The 14,867-nt window shown below is 49.4% G+C and carries 7 protein-coding genes; 6 read left to right on the top strand and 1 reads right to left on the bottom strand.

Annotated features, from left to right (window positions below):
* Positions 1–39: 39 nt before the first annotated feature.
* Complete coding sequence (locus ABEA66_RS10400) at positions 40–600, top strand: DUF1697 domain-containing protein (RefSeq protein WP_345587499.1); 561 nt, start codon at positions 40–42, stop codon at positions 598–600.
* 79 nt (positions 601–679) lie between these two features.
* Here the strand turns inward: ABEA66_RS10400 and pdxR are convergent, their stop codons facing one another.
* Positions 680–2,089: a MocR-like pyridoxine biosynthesis transcription factor PdxR gene (gene pdxR, locus ABEA66_RS10395; protein WP_345587498.1), complete on the bottom strand. Its 1,410-nt coding sequence runs from the start codon at positions 2,087–2,089 to the stop codon at positions 680–682.
* Between the two features lie 130 nt (positions 2,090–2,219).
* On the opposite strand from pdxR, the gene ABEA66_RS10390 reads away from it, so the two are divergent.
* The 5 genes from ABEA66_RS10390 (at position 2,220) to ABEA66_RS10370 (ending at position 14,834) form a co-directional block, all read left to right on the top strand.
* Complete coding sequence (locus ABEA66_RS10390; RefSeq protein ID WP_345587497.1) at positions 2,220–3,470, top strand: MFS transporter; 1,251 nt, start codon at positions 2,220–2,222, stop codon at positions 3,468–3,470.
* The gene (locus tag ABEA66_RS10385; RefSeq protein ID WP_345587496.1) at positions 3,467–4,321 is read left to right on the top strand and encodes an NAD-dependent epimerase/dehydratase family protein; all 855 of its coding nucleotides are present in this window, start codon (positions 3,467–3,469) and stop codon (positions 4,319–4,321) included. Before ABEA66_RS10390 ends, ABEA66_RS10385 begins: the two co-directional genes overlap by 4 nt.
* A gap of 456 nt (positions 4,322–4,777) precedes the next feature.
* The gene (locus tag ABEA66_RS10380) at positions 4,778–5,887 is read left to right on the top strand and encodes a response regulator (protein ID WP_345587495.1); all 1,110 of its coding nucleotides are present in this window, start codon (positions 4,778–4,780) and stop codon (positions 5,885–5,887) included.
* A 19-nt stretch (positions 5,888–5,906) separates the two neighbouring features.
* Positions 5,907–8,972 (top strand): hybrid sensor histidine kinase/response regulator, encoded by a 3,066-nt coding sequence (locus ABEA66_RS10375; RefSeq protein ID WP_345587494.1) that lies wholly within the window; start codon positions 5,907–5,909, stop codon positions 8,970–8,972.
* A gap of 366 nt (positions 8,973–9,338) precedes the next feature.
* Positions 9,339–14,834, top strand: coding sequence for an Ig-like domain repeat protein (locus ABEA66_RS10370; protein ID WP_345587493.1), 5,496 nt, complete (start codon positions 9,339–9,341; stop codon positions 14,832–14,834).
* Positions 14,835–14,867 lie beyond the last annotated feature (33 nt).

Raw genomic sequence — 14,867 nt, 5'->3', positions numbered from 1 at the left:
TGGATTCAATAATTTTACCAAGAAAGAGATGAAGCATTGATGATCTATATCGCACTGCTGCGGGGGATTAATGTAGGCGGCAAAAATAAAGTCAAAATGGCCGATTTGAAGAAAATGATGGAACAAATGGACGGCATAAGCCGCGTGCAAACCTATATTCAAAGCGGCAATGTGCTGTTAGAGTGCGATGAAGAGCATGGATCGCTGCGCCAAAGAATGGAGCGGGAGCTGGAGAACACATTTGGCTTCGCTATTACAGTCGTTTTAAGAACTTTGGACGAGCTGCGAGAGGTGGCTGCCCATTGCCCATTCACTGAAGAAGAAATTGCCGAAGCGGATGCGGCCTCCGATGCGGAAAGCTTATATGTGGCGTTTCTGCTGGAAGAGCCGTTGCCGGAGAAGCTTGAAAAATTGAAGCCGTACCAAACCGCGGATGATAAATATCATGCAGCGGGACGGGAGATTTATCTCTTATTCCGCAACAGCGTCCGCGATTCCAAGCTGGCGGCTCATCTTACCAAGCTGGCGGTTCCGACCACCGTACGCAACTGGAAGACAGTATCCAAGCTGTTGGCTCTAGGGCTGGCAATGGAGTCTTGAGCCGCGGCAAGCTCAGCAGGCCTTCTTGAGAGGCCTGCTTTCTCATTCCAACCTATCCTGGGTGGTCGTGTATCCTCCGCTATTCCGCTTGTAAAATCTCCGCAAGGGCTTTAACCCCCTCCGCAATGTTTGGTTCCGACACGTTGCCGAATCCCATAATGAGCCGGTCTTCGTACTGTCCTTTGGCGATAGTATATTTCTCCGCAGGATAAATGGTAATGTTCCGTTCCGCAAGCCGCGCAGCTGCATAGGAATCCAGCTTGAATTGGTTTAACTCCGCTACCAGATGCAGGCCCGCGGCATCGCCGGATATTCGGACCCCGCTGCCGAACGCTTCGGATAAGCAGGCGATGAGACGGTTTCGTCTTTTGCCATAGATGCGTTTCATACGAGCGATATGACGCTCCAAATGATGTTCTGCTATGAACCTTGCCAGAGTGAGCTGGGGTAGAGTCGGGCTTTGCATATCCGCCAGTCGCTTCAGGCGATGAAGAGGAGCGATCAGTTCATTAGGGACAACTAAATAACCTATCCGGAGTGCGGGGAACAGGTTTTTACTGAAGGTTCCGACATAGATGACCCGTTCTGCATCCAGCTCTCTTAAAGCATGGACCGGCATTCCCGCATAGCGGAATTCACTGTCGTAATCATCCTCGATAATGTAACAGCCCGTCTGCCTGGCGTACTCCAGAAGCTCCATACGGCGCCCTATCGACAGAATACTGCCAAACGGAAATTGGTGGGAAGGAGTAACAAAGATGCACTTGGGCCGAACGGAAGACGGGATATCATCGATGCATAGTCCGTGGTCATCGACAGGAACGGGTACAATGTCAGCGCCGGTAGAGGCAAACATCTCATAAATAAAGGTAGCAGTCGGATCCTCTGAGACCATGGCAGCTCCGGGTTTCAATAAAAGCTGGCACAGCAGGGCTATGCCTTGGGTAGCACCGGCCGTAATAATGACCTGGGATGGGAGACAATGAATCCCCTTGGTATTTCGTAAGAGCTGGCATATGACCGTGCGGAGCTCGAGATGGCCCTCCGTTTGGTCATAGCCGTATTCCCATGCATCTGTAGTTTCGTATACGGCCGAGGCGGTTTCCTTCCATTTTTTGCGGGGAATATGCTCCAGTGCCGGGAAGCTTGGGCGGAAATCAATGCGATGGAAGCCTGTAGTAGTTTTTATAGAATTGGCTGCGTCAAGGGAGAGGTTTTCCTGCTGAAAAACCGGAGAGGGCCGTCGGCCGCCAAAATCCACGACATAAGTGCCTGAGCCTTGTCGGCCTTCCAAATAGCCTTCAGCGATCAGCTGTTCATAGACCTCCACGATAAGTGCCCGTGATACCCCGAATTCGCTTGCAAGATCTCTCGTTGACGGCAATCTCCTGCCAGCCGGGTATGTGCCTAGAAAGATTCTCTCCCGCAGAAGGGTATAAACCTGCTTTGTCTTCGTCCCGGCAGGGTGGGACATGGGCTGTCTTGGCATAAGGCTGCCCCCTTTGACCCTAAATTGGTATGCTTAATTTAAACAAAATGTGGTACTTAATGCTACCAATTTAACATGATAACATGGACATTGCCAATGGAAAACAAAACATGGGAGGAAGGTGGAAACGATGAGTCTGTGGCTGCAGCTTGAGAGAATCGGTAAGAAGGGCAAGATGGCCGATGGATTCATGATCGCAGCCCTCTTCATGGCCTCTTTAAATTTGCGGCCGGGGATCAGCAGCATAGCGCCTGTCCTTGAGAGCATCCGGGGAGAATTGGGGATGAATGCCTCTGTCGCAAGCTTGCTGACCTCCATCCCCGTCTTGTGCATGGGCTTCTTCTCACCGCTTGCTGTTAAAATTGCCGCACGTATCGGAATCGAGCGGGTTATTGCCTGGTCACTGGTGCTGATCAGCGGGGGCACCATGCTGCGCCTGGTCGTAAATTCCACAGCCATTCTCTTGGTGACTTCGGTCCTAGCAGGCTCGGGGATTGCAGCGATGGGGCCTTTATTATCAGGGTTTATCCGGCGGCATTTCCCGCGCAATATCCCCATGATGATCGCCGTTTACTCTATGGCCCTGTCTTTGGGGGCCGCACTAGGCTCCAGCTTATCCGTTCCCTTGCAAATGGCCGCCCATTCGTGGCGGATGTCGCTGGCTTTTTGGGCGATGCTGGCTGTGGCAGCAGCACCAGTGTGGTATGCTGTTGTCAGACAAAGGGAGGAGGCTCCCAAGGGTGCGGCTGATCCAGCTCAGGCGGCAAAGCTGCCCTGGGGAAGTAAGAGGGCTTGGCTATTGACCTTGCATTTTGGTCTCATGGCATTCGTATTTTATTCGTTAATGGCGTGGTTGTCGCCTATCACAGAAAGCCTCGGTTATTCCCGCCTCTATGCGGGAAATGTGCTGACAATCTTTGCTGTAGTTCAGATTCCCAGCAGCTGGGTATTGCAATTGCTGCTGAAGCGTGTCCCATCCCGCTTGTTGTGGCTGCTTACCGCATCGTTATTGCAGCTCATCGGATTCCTGCTGATTTTATGCACGATGGTTCCCTGGTTAGCAGCTGTGCTGCTAGGCTTTGGATCGGGGATGCTGTTTGCGCTTGGAACCTTGCTCCCGATCGATGCGGCCTCAAGTCCGCAGGAAGCATCCTCCCTGGCTGCCATGACGCAATCGGCGGGATACATTATCGGGGCATTAGGACCCATCCTTTTGGGCTGGTTTAATGACATGACGCACCAATTTGGCTTGGCGATCCTGCTATTGATCTTCGTCACGGTTATATTAATGGTGATTCAAGCTCTTATCTGCTCTCGAAATATGAATAGGAAATTAAAAGCGGTGACTCAAACTACAAGCATGCAGGAGGGAATAGGATGAAAATATTTGTAGCAGGCTCCACAGGGGTTATCGGTCGTTTCCTGCTTCCCAAGCTAGGGCAAGCGGGTCATGAGGTCATTGGAATGACCCATGATGAAGCACGGAGGCCCCTCATTGAAGCTATGGGGGCAAGGTCTATGGTAGTCGATGTGTTTGATCGCGAGGCTATGATTAAGGCAATAGGGGAAGTGCGGCCGGATGTGATTATTCATCAGCTGACTTCGTTAAGCAACTGGAATTTCGCCGAGAATGCCAGGATTCGAATAGAAGGAACCCGCAATCTGGTGGATGCCGCACAAGCGGCAGGGGTTAGGCATATGATCGCACAAAGCATCTCTTGGGCATATGAGCCTGGCGATCATCCTGCAACAGAAGAAGTTCCTTTGGATATTCATGCACCTCTGCCCCGCATATCAATGATAAAGGGAATTGTTGCATTGGAAAGGACCGTAGCCGAAATGCCGCACCACGTCATTCTCCGGTATGGAATGCTCTACGGACCGGATACTTGGTATGACGCCAAGGGAGACATGGCGGAAAAGGTACGAAATGGTGAGCTGCCGGCAACGGACGGACTCACGTCGTTTTTACATGTGGAGGATGCGGCAATTGCCGCTGTCCAGGCACTGGATTGGCCTACAGGAGCGGTAAACATCGTAGATGATGAGCCCGCTTCCGGTAAGGAGTGGCTGCCTGTTTACGCGCAAGCCCTGAATGCTCCTGCCCCCGTGTATAAACCTGGAAGTAATCGGGGGGAACGCGGGGCATCGAACACCAAAGCACGGGGAGAGTTAGGGTGGATGCCGATGTACTCTTCCTGGAGATCCGGATTTGCACAAAGCTTAAAATGATATAGTAGAAAATCAGTGAAGGACTGCCGTTAGGCAGTCCTATGAGTCTGTCGAGAAACCTAGTTTTGCGCGAACTTTGCTAAATATGGAGGTGGGGTATTCCTCGGAAGAGTTTACGTCCGCCTTTGAAACCCGTGAAAATACCACTAAATCTGATCCCTTTCACGGGTTTCAACAGCGGCTGGAGGGGCATACCCCACCGTAGTATATTAGCAATAGTTCAAGCCTTATAGGTTTCTCGACAATCTGGGGACTGCCGTTGGGCAGTCCTATTTGATCTTAATATAATTTTTAAACTTCGTGGTTCCCCGCAAAGTACCTGAATCAGGTTATTTTACCTAGTAGATTTATTAAGAATCGGCAGTGTATAATGCTTTTAGCTAAGACATGAAAGATTCCACTCCCCTTTCAGCAGCCTCTTTGACCCTATCCCTTCACAAGGAGTGAATGAAGCTAATGCGCGTTATACTTATCGATGATGAAGAGAATGCGCTGGATATTCTGGAAATCCTATTGCGCGAAATTGGCAGTGTAACGGTGACCGGTCGCTATACGAATCCGATGCAGGCGCTTGATGCTTTGGAACAGTTGCAGCCGGATGCCGTATTTTTGGATATCCAGATGCCGGGTATGCTGGGAATAGAAGCAGCGAGACGGATTAAGGCTGCAGCTCCGCATACCCAAATTGTTTTTACCACCGCCTATTCCGAATATGCAGTCGAAGCCTTTGAGCTTCAGTCCATAGACTATCTTTTGAAGCCGTTTACAAAGGAACGCCTGCGAAATACCATTTCCCGATTTGTGAAGCTGCAGCCGCATAACAGCCCGACAGAAGCTGAGCCTGGAGCTGGAACCTACGTTCAATGCTTCGGAGGCTTCCAAATTCAGACGGCCAACGGTCTGCTTTCCTGGAAGACGAATAAGGAAAAAGAGCTTTGCGCATTCCTGATTCATCATGCGGGCCAACAAGCGGATGCTGCGGTGATGATTAACTCGATCTGGCCGGAGTCTGAGCTGGATAAAGCGAAAGCTTATTTGTATACATGCCTCTCGTATTTGAGAAAAAGCTTCCAGGCTAACCACGTCAAGCTGAAGGTAACCAAAGCAGGCAGAGGCTACGCCATCGACATGGAAGGAACTCAAAGCGATGTCGCGGAGTTCCTGTTACTAGCCGAGCAGACGGCAACCGAGCAGGCTATGAGTGAGAAGCAATACGAAAAATTGAACGTGCTATATAAGGGGGAGTATTTGCAGGGCTGCGATTTTCATTGGGCGATGTGGAAAGGAGAAGAGTTGAAGAATAAATACATACAAACGTTGAGGACGGCATACGGCCATTTTTTGAGAACCGGCAATATGGCGCTTGCTGCTGACAGCCTACGGCATGTGTTGACAGCTTCCCCCGACTCGGAGAAGGATGGGAGAGATCTGATCCGGCTGTATCTTCATACGGACAAGCGTAACGAGGCCATGAAAATATTCCGGCAGCTGGATCACGCGGTTCGAGTCAATCTCGGCGTCGAGCTGGAAGAAGAGACGGTTCGCTTGTACAGAAGCTTCGCTTAATTCATTCGAGGAGACCAGCATGAGAAAAAAACTGGCCGCAGCGGCGGTAACTCTAATCATGTTAGCTGTTAGCTACGGATTTTTATATCATATGTTCATGGCGAACGAGGAACGTACGCCGGTGGCGACCGGAGGCCGAATGGATCTTAGCGGATGGCTCTTTTTCGAAAATGGAGCGGTCCCGCTTGACGGGGAATGGGAATTTTATCCAGGCAGACTGCTTGGGCATGATGACCTGCTTTCCACCCCGGTCGGTTCCGATGTTTCGCATGATCTGATCAATGTACCCGGTTCGTGGGGAAGCCGGATGGATATGTTCGGTATGGCTACTTACCGTCTGTTACTTCGTGTAGATGACACCAGTCGAACCTATGGATTAAAGACGCTGTCCATTCAAATGTCCAATCGGATTCTGGTCAATGGAGCGGTCATTGGCTCGGCAGGCAGACCGGACCAAGGCTCCTACACCGGGAGTAACAAGCCGTATGTAAGCTATTTCACATTGAAGCCAGGCTGGAATGAAATTATCGTCCAAGCCGCCAATTACGACTTCGCCACCAGCAGCGGAATTTCCAATTCTATATTTTTCGGCTATTCGGAGCAGATTTCCAAGCTGCGGGATACCGCGCTTGCTCACGATTTAATCTCAATCTGCTGCTTTTTTATTATCGGCATCTATTTTATCGGCATGTATCTGCAGCGGAAAAGCGATTTTTCATTGGCTGCCTTTGGCCTTCTCTGCTTATTTACGACCGTGTACTTATCGACGCGCGGAGAAAGACTGCTTTTTGTGTTATTTGACAACGTCCCCTACAGCCTCTATATCCGCATGCAGACGATTTCGGTGTACGCCGCTTGTATCTCGCTGTTGCTGTACGTGTATACGGCATTTCGCCCCTTTTGCTCCAAGTGGACGGTGTATGTGGGTATCGGCTTCGGATTGTGCCTGATGCTAATCGGGCTTGTCGATATTAACAATAGCAAATACCTTAGGGTGCTTACGACATTTTACGCCACGGCCCCTTTTTTATATGCGACGTACGTGTATGTGCTTGCCGCTTTTCATCGGGCGGAAGGCAGCTTATATCTGGTCGTAGCGGCGATATCCTTTAATTACCACTCCATGATTCAAAGCTTCAATGTTTATACGAATGTCCCGTTATATCTCACCTTTCCCTTCGAGGTGTTCCTGGTTCTGCTGATGCTTGCCTTGCTGATGTCGCTTCGGTTTTCCAATGCGTTCAAGAAGAACGAGCAGCTTTCCCTGCAGCTGCTTAAAGCGGATAAATTGAAGGATGACTTTCTGTCGAAAACCTCGCATGAATTTAAAATGCCTTTGCAGAGCATCATCATGATTTCAGAATCGATGATCGGCGATGAGCACAAACCTCTGCCGGTGGAGCAGAAGGAGAAGCTGGAGCTGGTGCACAGCATCAGCAAGAAGCTGTCGCAGCTGGTCTTCGATATCTTAGACCTGTCAAGGCTCAGGCAGGGAGACCTGACGGTCAGGCCTGTGAAGGTGGATGTGCGTACTACGGTGGATATTGTCCTGCGGATCTTTTCCTTCCTAATAGCAGGCAAACAGATAAGCTTAATCAATAACGTTCCGGAGCATTTGCCGAATGTGCTGGCGGACGAAAACCGGTTTCGGCAAATATTGAACAATCTGCTCGATAATGCCGTGAAGCATACGGAAAATGGCACCATTGAAGTATCTGCGGAGGAACGGGAAGGGGTTATTGAAATTTCAGTCAAAGACTCGGGAGAAGGAATCGACCCTGAAGCTATCGCGCTTATCTACGAACCCTTTCAATCGTTTGAATCATCGGGAAGTCATAGCTTCGGTCTGGGGTTACCTATCGTGAAGCAGCTGGTTGAGCTGCAGCATGGCCGCATTTCGGTTTTTTCTGTCAAAGGCGAAGGCACTACATTTACCTTCAGCCTTCCATCTGCCGGAAATAGCAATGGCGTCAAGATGGAGAGACCGGCACACGGTGAACTGGGCGGCAAGCTGACGGAATCCTTCTCCACTCCTTACTATATGGAGAGCGAAGGGCCGCATACGATTCTCATCGTGGACGATCATGTTGCGAATCTGAAAATTTTGATCGATGCGCTTAAGCCGCTGAGCTGTAATGTCATCGCCGTCAAGAACGGGTATGAGGCGGTCGAGCAGCTTGATATGCCTAACACGGTCGATCTGGTTATTCTGGATCTTATGATGCCTGGAATGTCCGGGTTCGAGGTATGCCAGAAGATCCGCAGCAAATATACGCTGCTGGAGATGCCGGTGTTGATGGTGACGACCGCGTCTCAGCCTCAAGATAAGCTCGCTGCTTTCGAAGCGGGGGCCAATGACTTTCTGACGAAACCGTTCGATGCGATGGAGCTGAAGGCGAGGGTCAAAGGCTTGCTGCTGATGAAGGATTCGCTTGAAAAGGCAATCGAGCTGGAGGTGGCCTTTCTGCAGTCCCAGATCAAGCCTCATTTCCTGTACAATGTGCTGAATACGATCATTGCCTTAAGCTATACGGACGAGGAAAAGTCACGGAAATTAATAACGGATTTGGCTGATTATTTGCGCGGCAGCTTCCGTTTCAGCAATGTTCAGAAGCGGACTACCTTCTCTCAAGAGCTGAGCTTGATCCGTTCTTACGTGGAGATTGAACGTGCCCGATTTAAAGACAGGCTGAGGGTTGAATATAACGTATCGGAGACGATGCACGGCGTCAGCATCCCGCCGCTGCTGCTCCAGCCGCTTGTTGAAAATGCAATCCGTCACGGGATCGGCGGACTGACCGAGGGAGGCACAGTGAAAATTACCGCAAACAAAACCCAACACCATTACTGCTTTCAGGTTGAAGATGATGGGGTCGGGATGGAAGCCGAGAAGATCGAGCAGCTGCTGGATCAGAATCAGGAGGCTGGCCGGGGAGTCGGACTTAAAAATATTATGAAACGCCTCCAATATGAATATCATTCCGAATTGCGGATGGAAAGCACACCTGGAAAAGGCACTAAGGTCACGGTACTGATTCCGATGGAAGCGATCCGGGACTCTATTCCAAAAGCAAATATCGTTTGATGTGCTGCACCAAGACGGCAATCTTCACCGATGCAAATCGGAGAAGGTTGTCTTTTTTTATAAGCTTAGGGACTTCTTGTGAAGCAGCTGATTAAGCTTACAAGCCAACTCACCGTCCTGCGATTCATCTATTTTCTAAACAAATCTTTAGGATATAGGTTGTTACATCATTCGATAAATTATGAGTCTTAAGAACTAGTTTTTAAGGTTTCTTTAAGGTTTGGTGTCGTAAGGTGTAAAAAAACACTAGGAAGGTCCTAGTAGGCAAGATGGGATGGTTCTCTAAGACTCCGGCATACCGGACAAAAGGCGTTCACGACAGCCTAGTCATCAAGGATTCTATTTATCTGAGGAGGTCTAGTTTTAATGCTTAACAGCAAGACGGCAAGACGATGGTGCTCAATCATTTTATGCTTGAGCATGTTATTTTCGCTGCTGCCCTGGGATGTTCCTGAGGTGGAGGCGGCGAGCGGCGCTTGTGGATCCGGAGATCTGGAGGTCAGATTCGGTTCTGCAGCGGTTAGAGTTGGTAACTGTTCCTACGACGCGGAGAATGCGTTAGCGAATTTTTGGAATTCAACTCCAGGCTACAGCCCCAGTAATATTGGCGGTAACCAGGATTTTGCCGGGGGGAATATTTTTGTTTATTCCGGCGATACGATGAATTTATCCATCAATGTTGCCCAAAATCCTACCTTGCATGATTTGGCTATGAGTGGGGATGCGACGGTTGCTATCGGATGGTCGTCTCTGCATTGGGTTGAACAAGGGAGCGGGTGCGGTGTTTTTGGAGCATTTAAGTGCTTTCAGGGAACCGAAGTGACAGTCAGTGTCGATGGCAAAGTCCTACTCGATGAAACTGCCTGGGATGGTGGAGTCGGTTCTAGGCACACTAACGATGTTGCTATTAAAACTAACTCTGTGATTGCCATTAAAATAAAAGGGGTTCGGGACGAAACCGATGCTCCGTCAGGTCCAAGAGGATTATACGTTAAATTTAAAGATGAAAAACGTCCCGTTTTAAAGGATTATACCTTTAATGGTAATGGCGTGTCGCGGGAAAATAAAAAGATAGGCCAACAAGAGTTATACGCTAAGAAGGATGAATTTATCAGTATCGCTTATAACTTCAGTGAGGCTGTAAGACCGACATCAGTAAGCTCAGCATACAGCGATCCTTTTCTGAAGCATAAGCTGTTTGTAAATCCGGCAGATACAGGGTTGCCGGCTGCCGGCGTTCAGCAGTATTTAACGAATACAAACTACACCGCAGCGGATTTTGCTCAGGGCTTTGACAAAGTGCCCATTACGAAAAGCCTTGAATATAAGTATACGGCTAGCAAGTATCATCATAGCGGCAACCTTCCTCTCGAACCGGTCATATCAAGGACTGAGGCAGAGACGAATGCAAACAACGATCTCTACGATATGGATTCGTCCCTGGAGCAAAAGCTTAGGGGAGCTGTACTTGCTGACGCAGCAGGAAATATAGTTCATGATTTTTCAGCCTTAAATACTCCAAGCAGCGTAACTACGGTAGGCGGAAATTACTTAATCAACAAGTCCGTCGATCCCTTCAATTATAAGGAAGGCGGCTTCCGGGTCATCGTAGACGCTGTGCGGCCCAAATATACGAAGGTTGGCAACGGGATTCAGCCGGAAATTTTGACCGGGGTCACCTTGAACCGAAACGATGGATTTGATTTCACGGTACAGCTGACGGAAGAAGCCATTGTGAAAACAGGGTGGGAAGCGGATCAAACGTACCTGCTGCTGAATAACGGGATGAAAGCAAAGTATATTTCAGGTGATAAGACGGATAAATGGACCTTCCACTTGGATATTCCGGATGGGGTTAACATAGAGGCCCCACTTCTTAAGGTCATAGCCTTGACCCATGAGAATCAGGTCATTGATCCTGCGACCAATCAGAACAAAGATACTAATGTGCTTCAAGATTATGCAGGCAATATGCTGATTCAGCCAGCTAACTATGACGATATCTTCACCGATCCGGAGGATGGCGAGGACGCTTCGAAGGTCAATTCCAAAATAGACTGGGCTCAGCTGTCCATCGACAATACGAATCCGGAAGTCAGCTACCGGTATGAAGCAGGCGGAGCAACCGACAAGATTTATCAAAAATCAGGCAAGGTCACGATTGACGCTAACGATCCGCCTTTGATCGTGCCGTCGCTGGATCCTAACCAACCTGGAGAGATTAGACCAAGCAAGGGGATTTACCGTCCTTCCAATATGACGGGATCATCTGCACCTGCTGTAGGGCTGGTCTATTACATGTGGAGTCAAAGCCCGAACGATCCTTTTGCAGGCAAAGAAGCGGATCATTTTGCAGCAGTCAAAAGATTCTCTTTGAAGGCTAAGCAGCCTGGTGAAGATCTGTATCCAGGTGATGCTTTTAAAGATATCAAGCTTAGCGTCGCCAATAACAAAACGAATCTGATCGCCGTGCCGTCTGAGGCATTGGCTGAGGAGAAAAGCGGCGAATGGTACTTGCATACTTGGACAGCCGATATGACCTGGGATTCGGCCAGGGAACTGATGCAATACCAGAAGAAACAGAAGTATGTTGAGAGTCACCCAGAGCAATATGAAGCGTGGAAAGCAGAGGCCCCGGGCTCTGAAGCGGATAAAATCTTTTATGCAGACAATAAAGCGTTAGCCCAAGTGGGCGACTACGGCAACCTGGAGGTTTGGCCATTAGCCGACTTTAAACAAGACGATTCCAACTGGGTACATAGTGTAGGAACCATCAAGATAGACAATAAGGCACCGACGGTCGCTGTTCAAGAAATCAGCGGAGACAATACGGCTGCGGTTCAAATGAAGCTCAGCATCACGGATGAGCACAGCGGTGTAGATAGCAGCTTCTACCAATGGGTGAAAAAAGAATCCGGCTCAATAGAAGAAGCGGCATGGATGCCTCTCGCAGGAAACCAAGCTATAGTAACAACTCAAAACGAGGTTGTTGAAGATGGAGAGTATGTTCTGAAAGTGAAAACGCGTGATAAGGCTGGCAACGAACGGATGTTTGACAGTGAGAAGATTACAGTCAACTCCTCCGATCAAATCAGCGGCCGCTTTGAGCCTGACTCCAATATGGAGGTCTATGTAAAAAGCCACGATGTGCAATTTAAGCTCATGGGGCTTAACAGTCAGGGGCCTCTGTCGCTGATGTCGGTGACATCCGCAACGTACCCGGGAACCGTCACCCAAACGACTTATACAAGAACGGTGACACAAACGACGTATTCGGGAACTGTAACGCAATCGACCTACCAGGGGAAAGCCCTGTTATCTGTGAACAATCTTATTTATGCAACGTATGCGGGTTACGCGGTTACTTCCAGCCAGCTGCGCCCGGGAGAAGCTTCATTTAAAGCCTTTGCCAGTTATAACAACGGGAGTAATGGAGAGCGTATTTACACGGTACCTGCCGATACGTCTCTAAATGGTAAGCCGTACATTCATATTTTGATCAAGGTCAATGACGGCGGTTTCGAGAAAACGTATTATTTTTCCAAGCAATACGCTTTCGATAACGAGCCTCCAACGGTTACCTTCAGCAAGACCGGTGTCAGTTATCCGCAAGATAAGCAAACGGTAACCGCAAAGGTGAACGAGAGCTTGAGCGATAAAGGGCTGCAAAAGAAATATCAATGGATCGACGATCAGCTTCCAGCTCCTAACGAAGCATCCCCAGGATGGTCCGATTTGCCGGTAAGCGGGGAAGTTGAAATTAGCAATGCTGCGCTTCAGCCAGGGGAGCAAAAAAGCTTCCGGCTGTACGTATGGGCTACCGATGGTGCTAAGAACAGCGTCATTGCAAAAACGTCCGGAGTGTTTGTTGTATCGAAGTCTGAGGGTGCCGACAAGCCTCCTGCCGATGTGACATCCGACCTGATCTACTTGTACGGCGATGAAGAAGACGGCTATACGGCTATTGTGAAGCTCGGATTGGCTGAAGAATCGGTAGATAAGGGCGGTTACGATTTCTCCGTATCTCCTGACAATGGGGCTAATTGGCTCAGATGGCGCCCTTATACGAACTTTGTTGCACTTAAGGTGCCTTCGAATAAAACGAGCGATTTGCATATTCAAGTGAAATACAGAACGGCTGCCGGAGTTGTCGGCGAACCGAAGAGTCTCGATGCGGGCAGCATATCCAAGCAGACGCCGGTTTATGCATTAGCGACCTTAAGCGCCGAGAGACCGGTCAATGCACAGACAGGAGTAGACATTGATATCTCAGCTCCGCTGGGGATCAAAGTCGTGCCTTCGGCTGTAAATCCTTCGATACCGGTGCGTACCGGCAATACGTTTCATGTCAGTCAAAACGGGCTGTATTCCTTTGATCTGACGGACAACGCCGATGCGTCCAGAAAAGCGACCCTGTATGCCGTGGTCAAAAATGTGGATACCACTAAACCGGTGGGCACGGTTGAATACTTGACCACAACGCAAACGAACGGGAATGTAACGGTTCAGCTGACCGGATTATCCGAACCGGTTACGGTTACTGCCCCTGAGGGCCGTTCGACCTACACTTTTAATGAAAACGGCACATTCTCATTTAAGTTTAAGGACGAGGCGGGGAATGAAGGCGAAGCCGTAGCAACCGTCAGTAATATCGATAAAAGCTCGCCGAAAGTAAGAGTCGTGAGTTCTTATGCTTACGGTGAGAATGGCAGCAAGACATTCGGAACGATTGTGGACGATAACGGCAAAGTGCTGTATTCCAACGGAGTCACCTTAACGGTAGAAAAAGATGACAATGACAAAAACAAGCAAATCTTCTACGTGGATGGCAAGGATAGTGTGATACTGCTCGACAACGGCACCGCTTCGTTTACGGTCTCCGACCAGTACGGCAATACGACGGTGGTGAAGGGCGAGGTAAACAATATCATTTCCACGGCTCCGACACCGGCAGCGATAACGTATACCTTTGTCGATGAAGACGGCAATGCCTTGCCGGACAGCAAAATCGTAACGATAAACGGGCAGCCATATGCCAAGGGCAAAATGAAGGTAACGCTGACCGGACAGCAGGAGCATAAGGTCAATAAAGTATTTACAGGAACGACGCCAATTCAAGTAAATGGTCAGTATACGAATCAGATCAGCGATGCGGACGGATCGTACAGCTACTCGCGTACGTTCTCAGCGGATGGATCGACCCTGGTCGCCTTGACGGACCTTCTCGGGAATACGAGGAAAGTTCCTGTAACGATCAAAGGCCTGGATAACACGCCTCCGGAGATCAAGCTCAATATGTCGTCGGTCGGCATTACGCAAAATAAACAAGACTTCGATGCAGCCAAGGATTTGGGCGGTTATACCGTAAGCGACAATGTGTCCGCTGCCCAAGATATCAAGGTTACGATCAGCGGCTTGGATCTGTACAAGCTTGGCCGTCAGAGAGTGACTTATACCGCCGAAGATCAGGTAGGTAATACTTCGGTAGCTTATCAAGACGTGACCGTGGTCTCGAGCGATGGCATGCTCATCTTCGCTGATGACGTACTTATTTCCGCCTCCAGCGGAGAATCGGCCTTGTTTGATAAAAATACGCTGACCTTCAACATCCTGAAGTACAACATCATGGAAGTCAACGGGCAGCAGCAGGTTAACGAATGGGGTACTTACGATCTGATGTATCAGCCGGGTCTGTACCGGGAAGGGCAAATGAAGTACATCGCCAGCAAAATTTCGTACAGCGACTTGGTGAACGGCAAGTTTAAGGTCACCTTCCCTGAAGCAGGCTGGTACACGATCATTGTGAGAAACCAGGAGCGGGAACGTGAATATTCAACCTTCTTTATCGGCAAGAAAGATTAAATGGTTATTGTTAGGAGCAAGAGCAAGGGCCCC

Origin of the sequence: Paenibacillus vulneris (assembly GCF_039543185.1) — a bacterium.
Taxonomy (GTDB): domain Bacteria; phylum Bacillota; class Bacilli; order Paenibacillales; family NBRC-103111; genus Paenibacillus_S; species Paenibacillus_S vulneris.
Note: the sequence above shows the minus strand (reverse complement) of the source record. Positions and strands in the feature narration are given on the sequence as shown.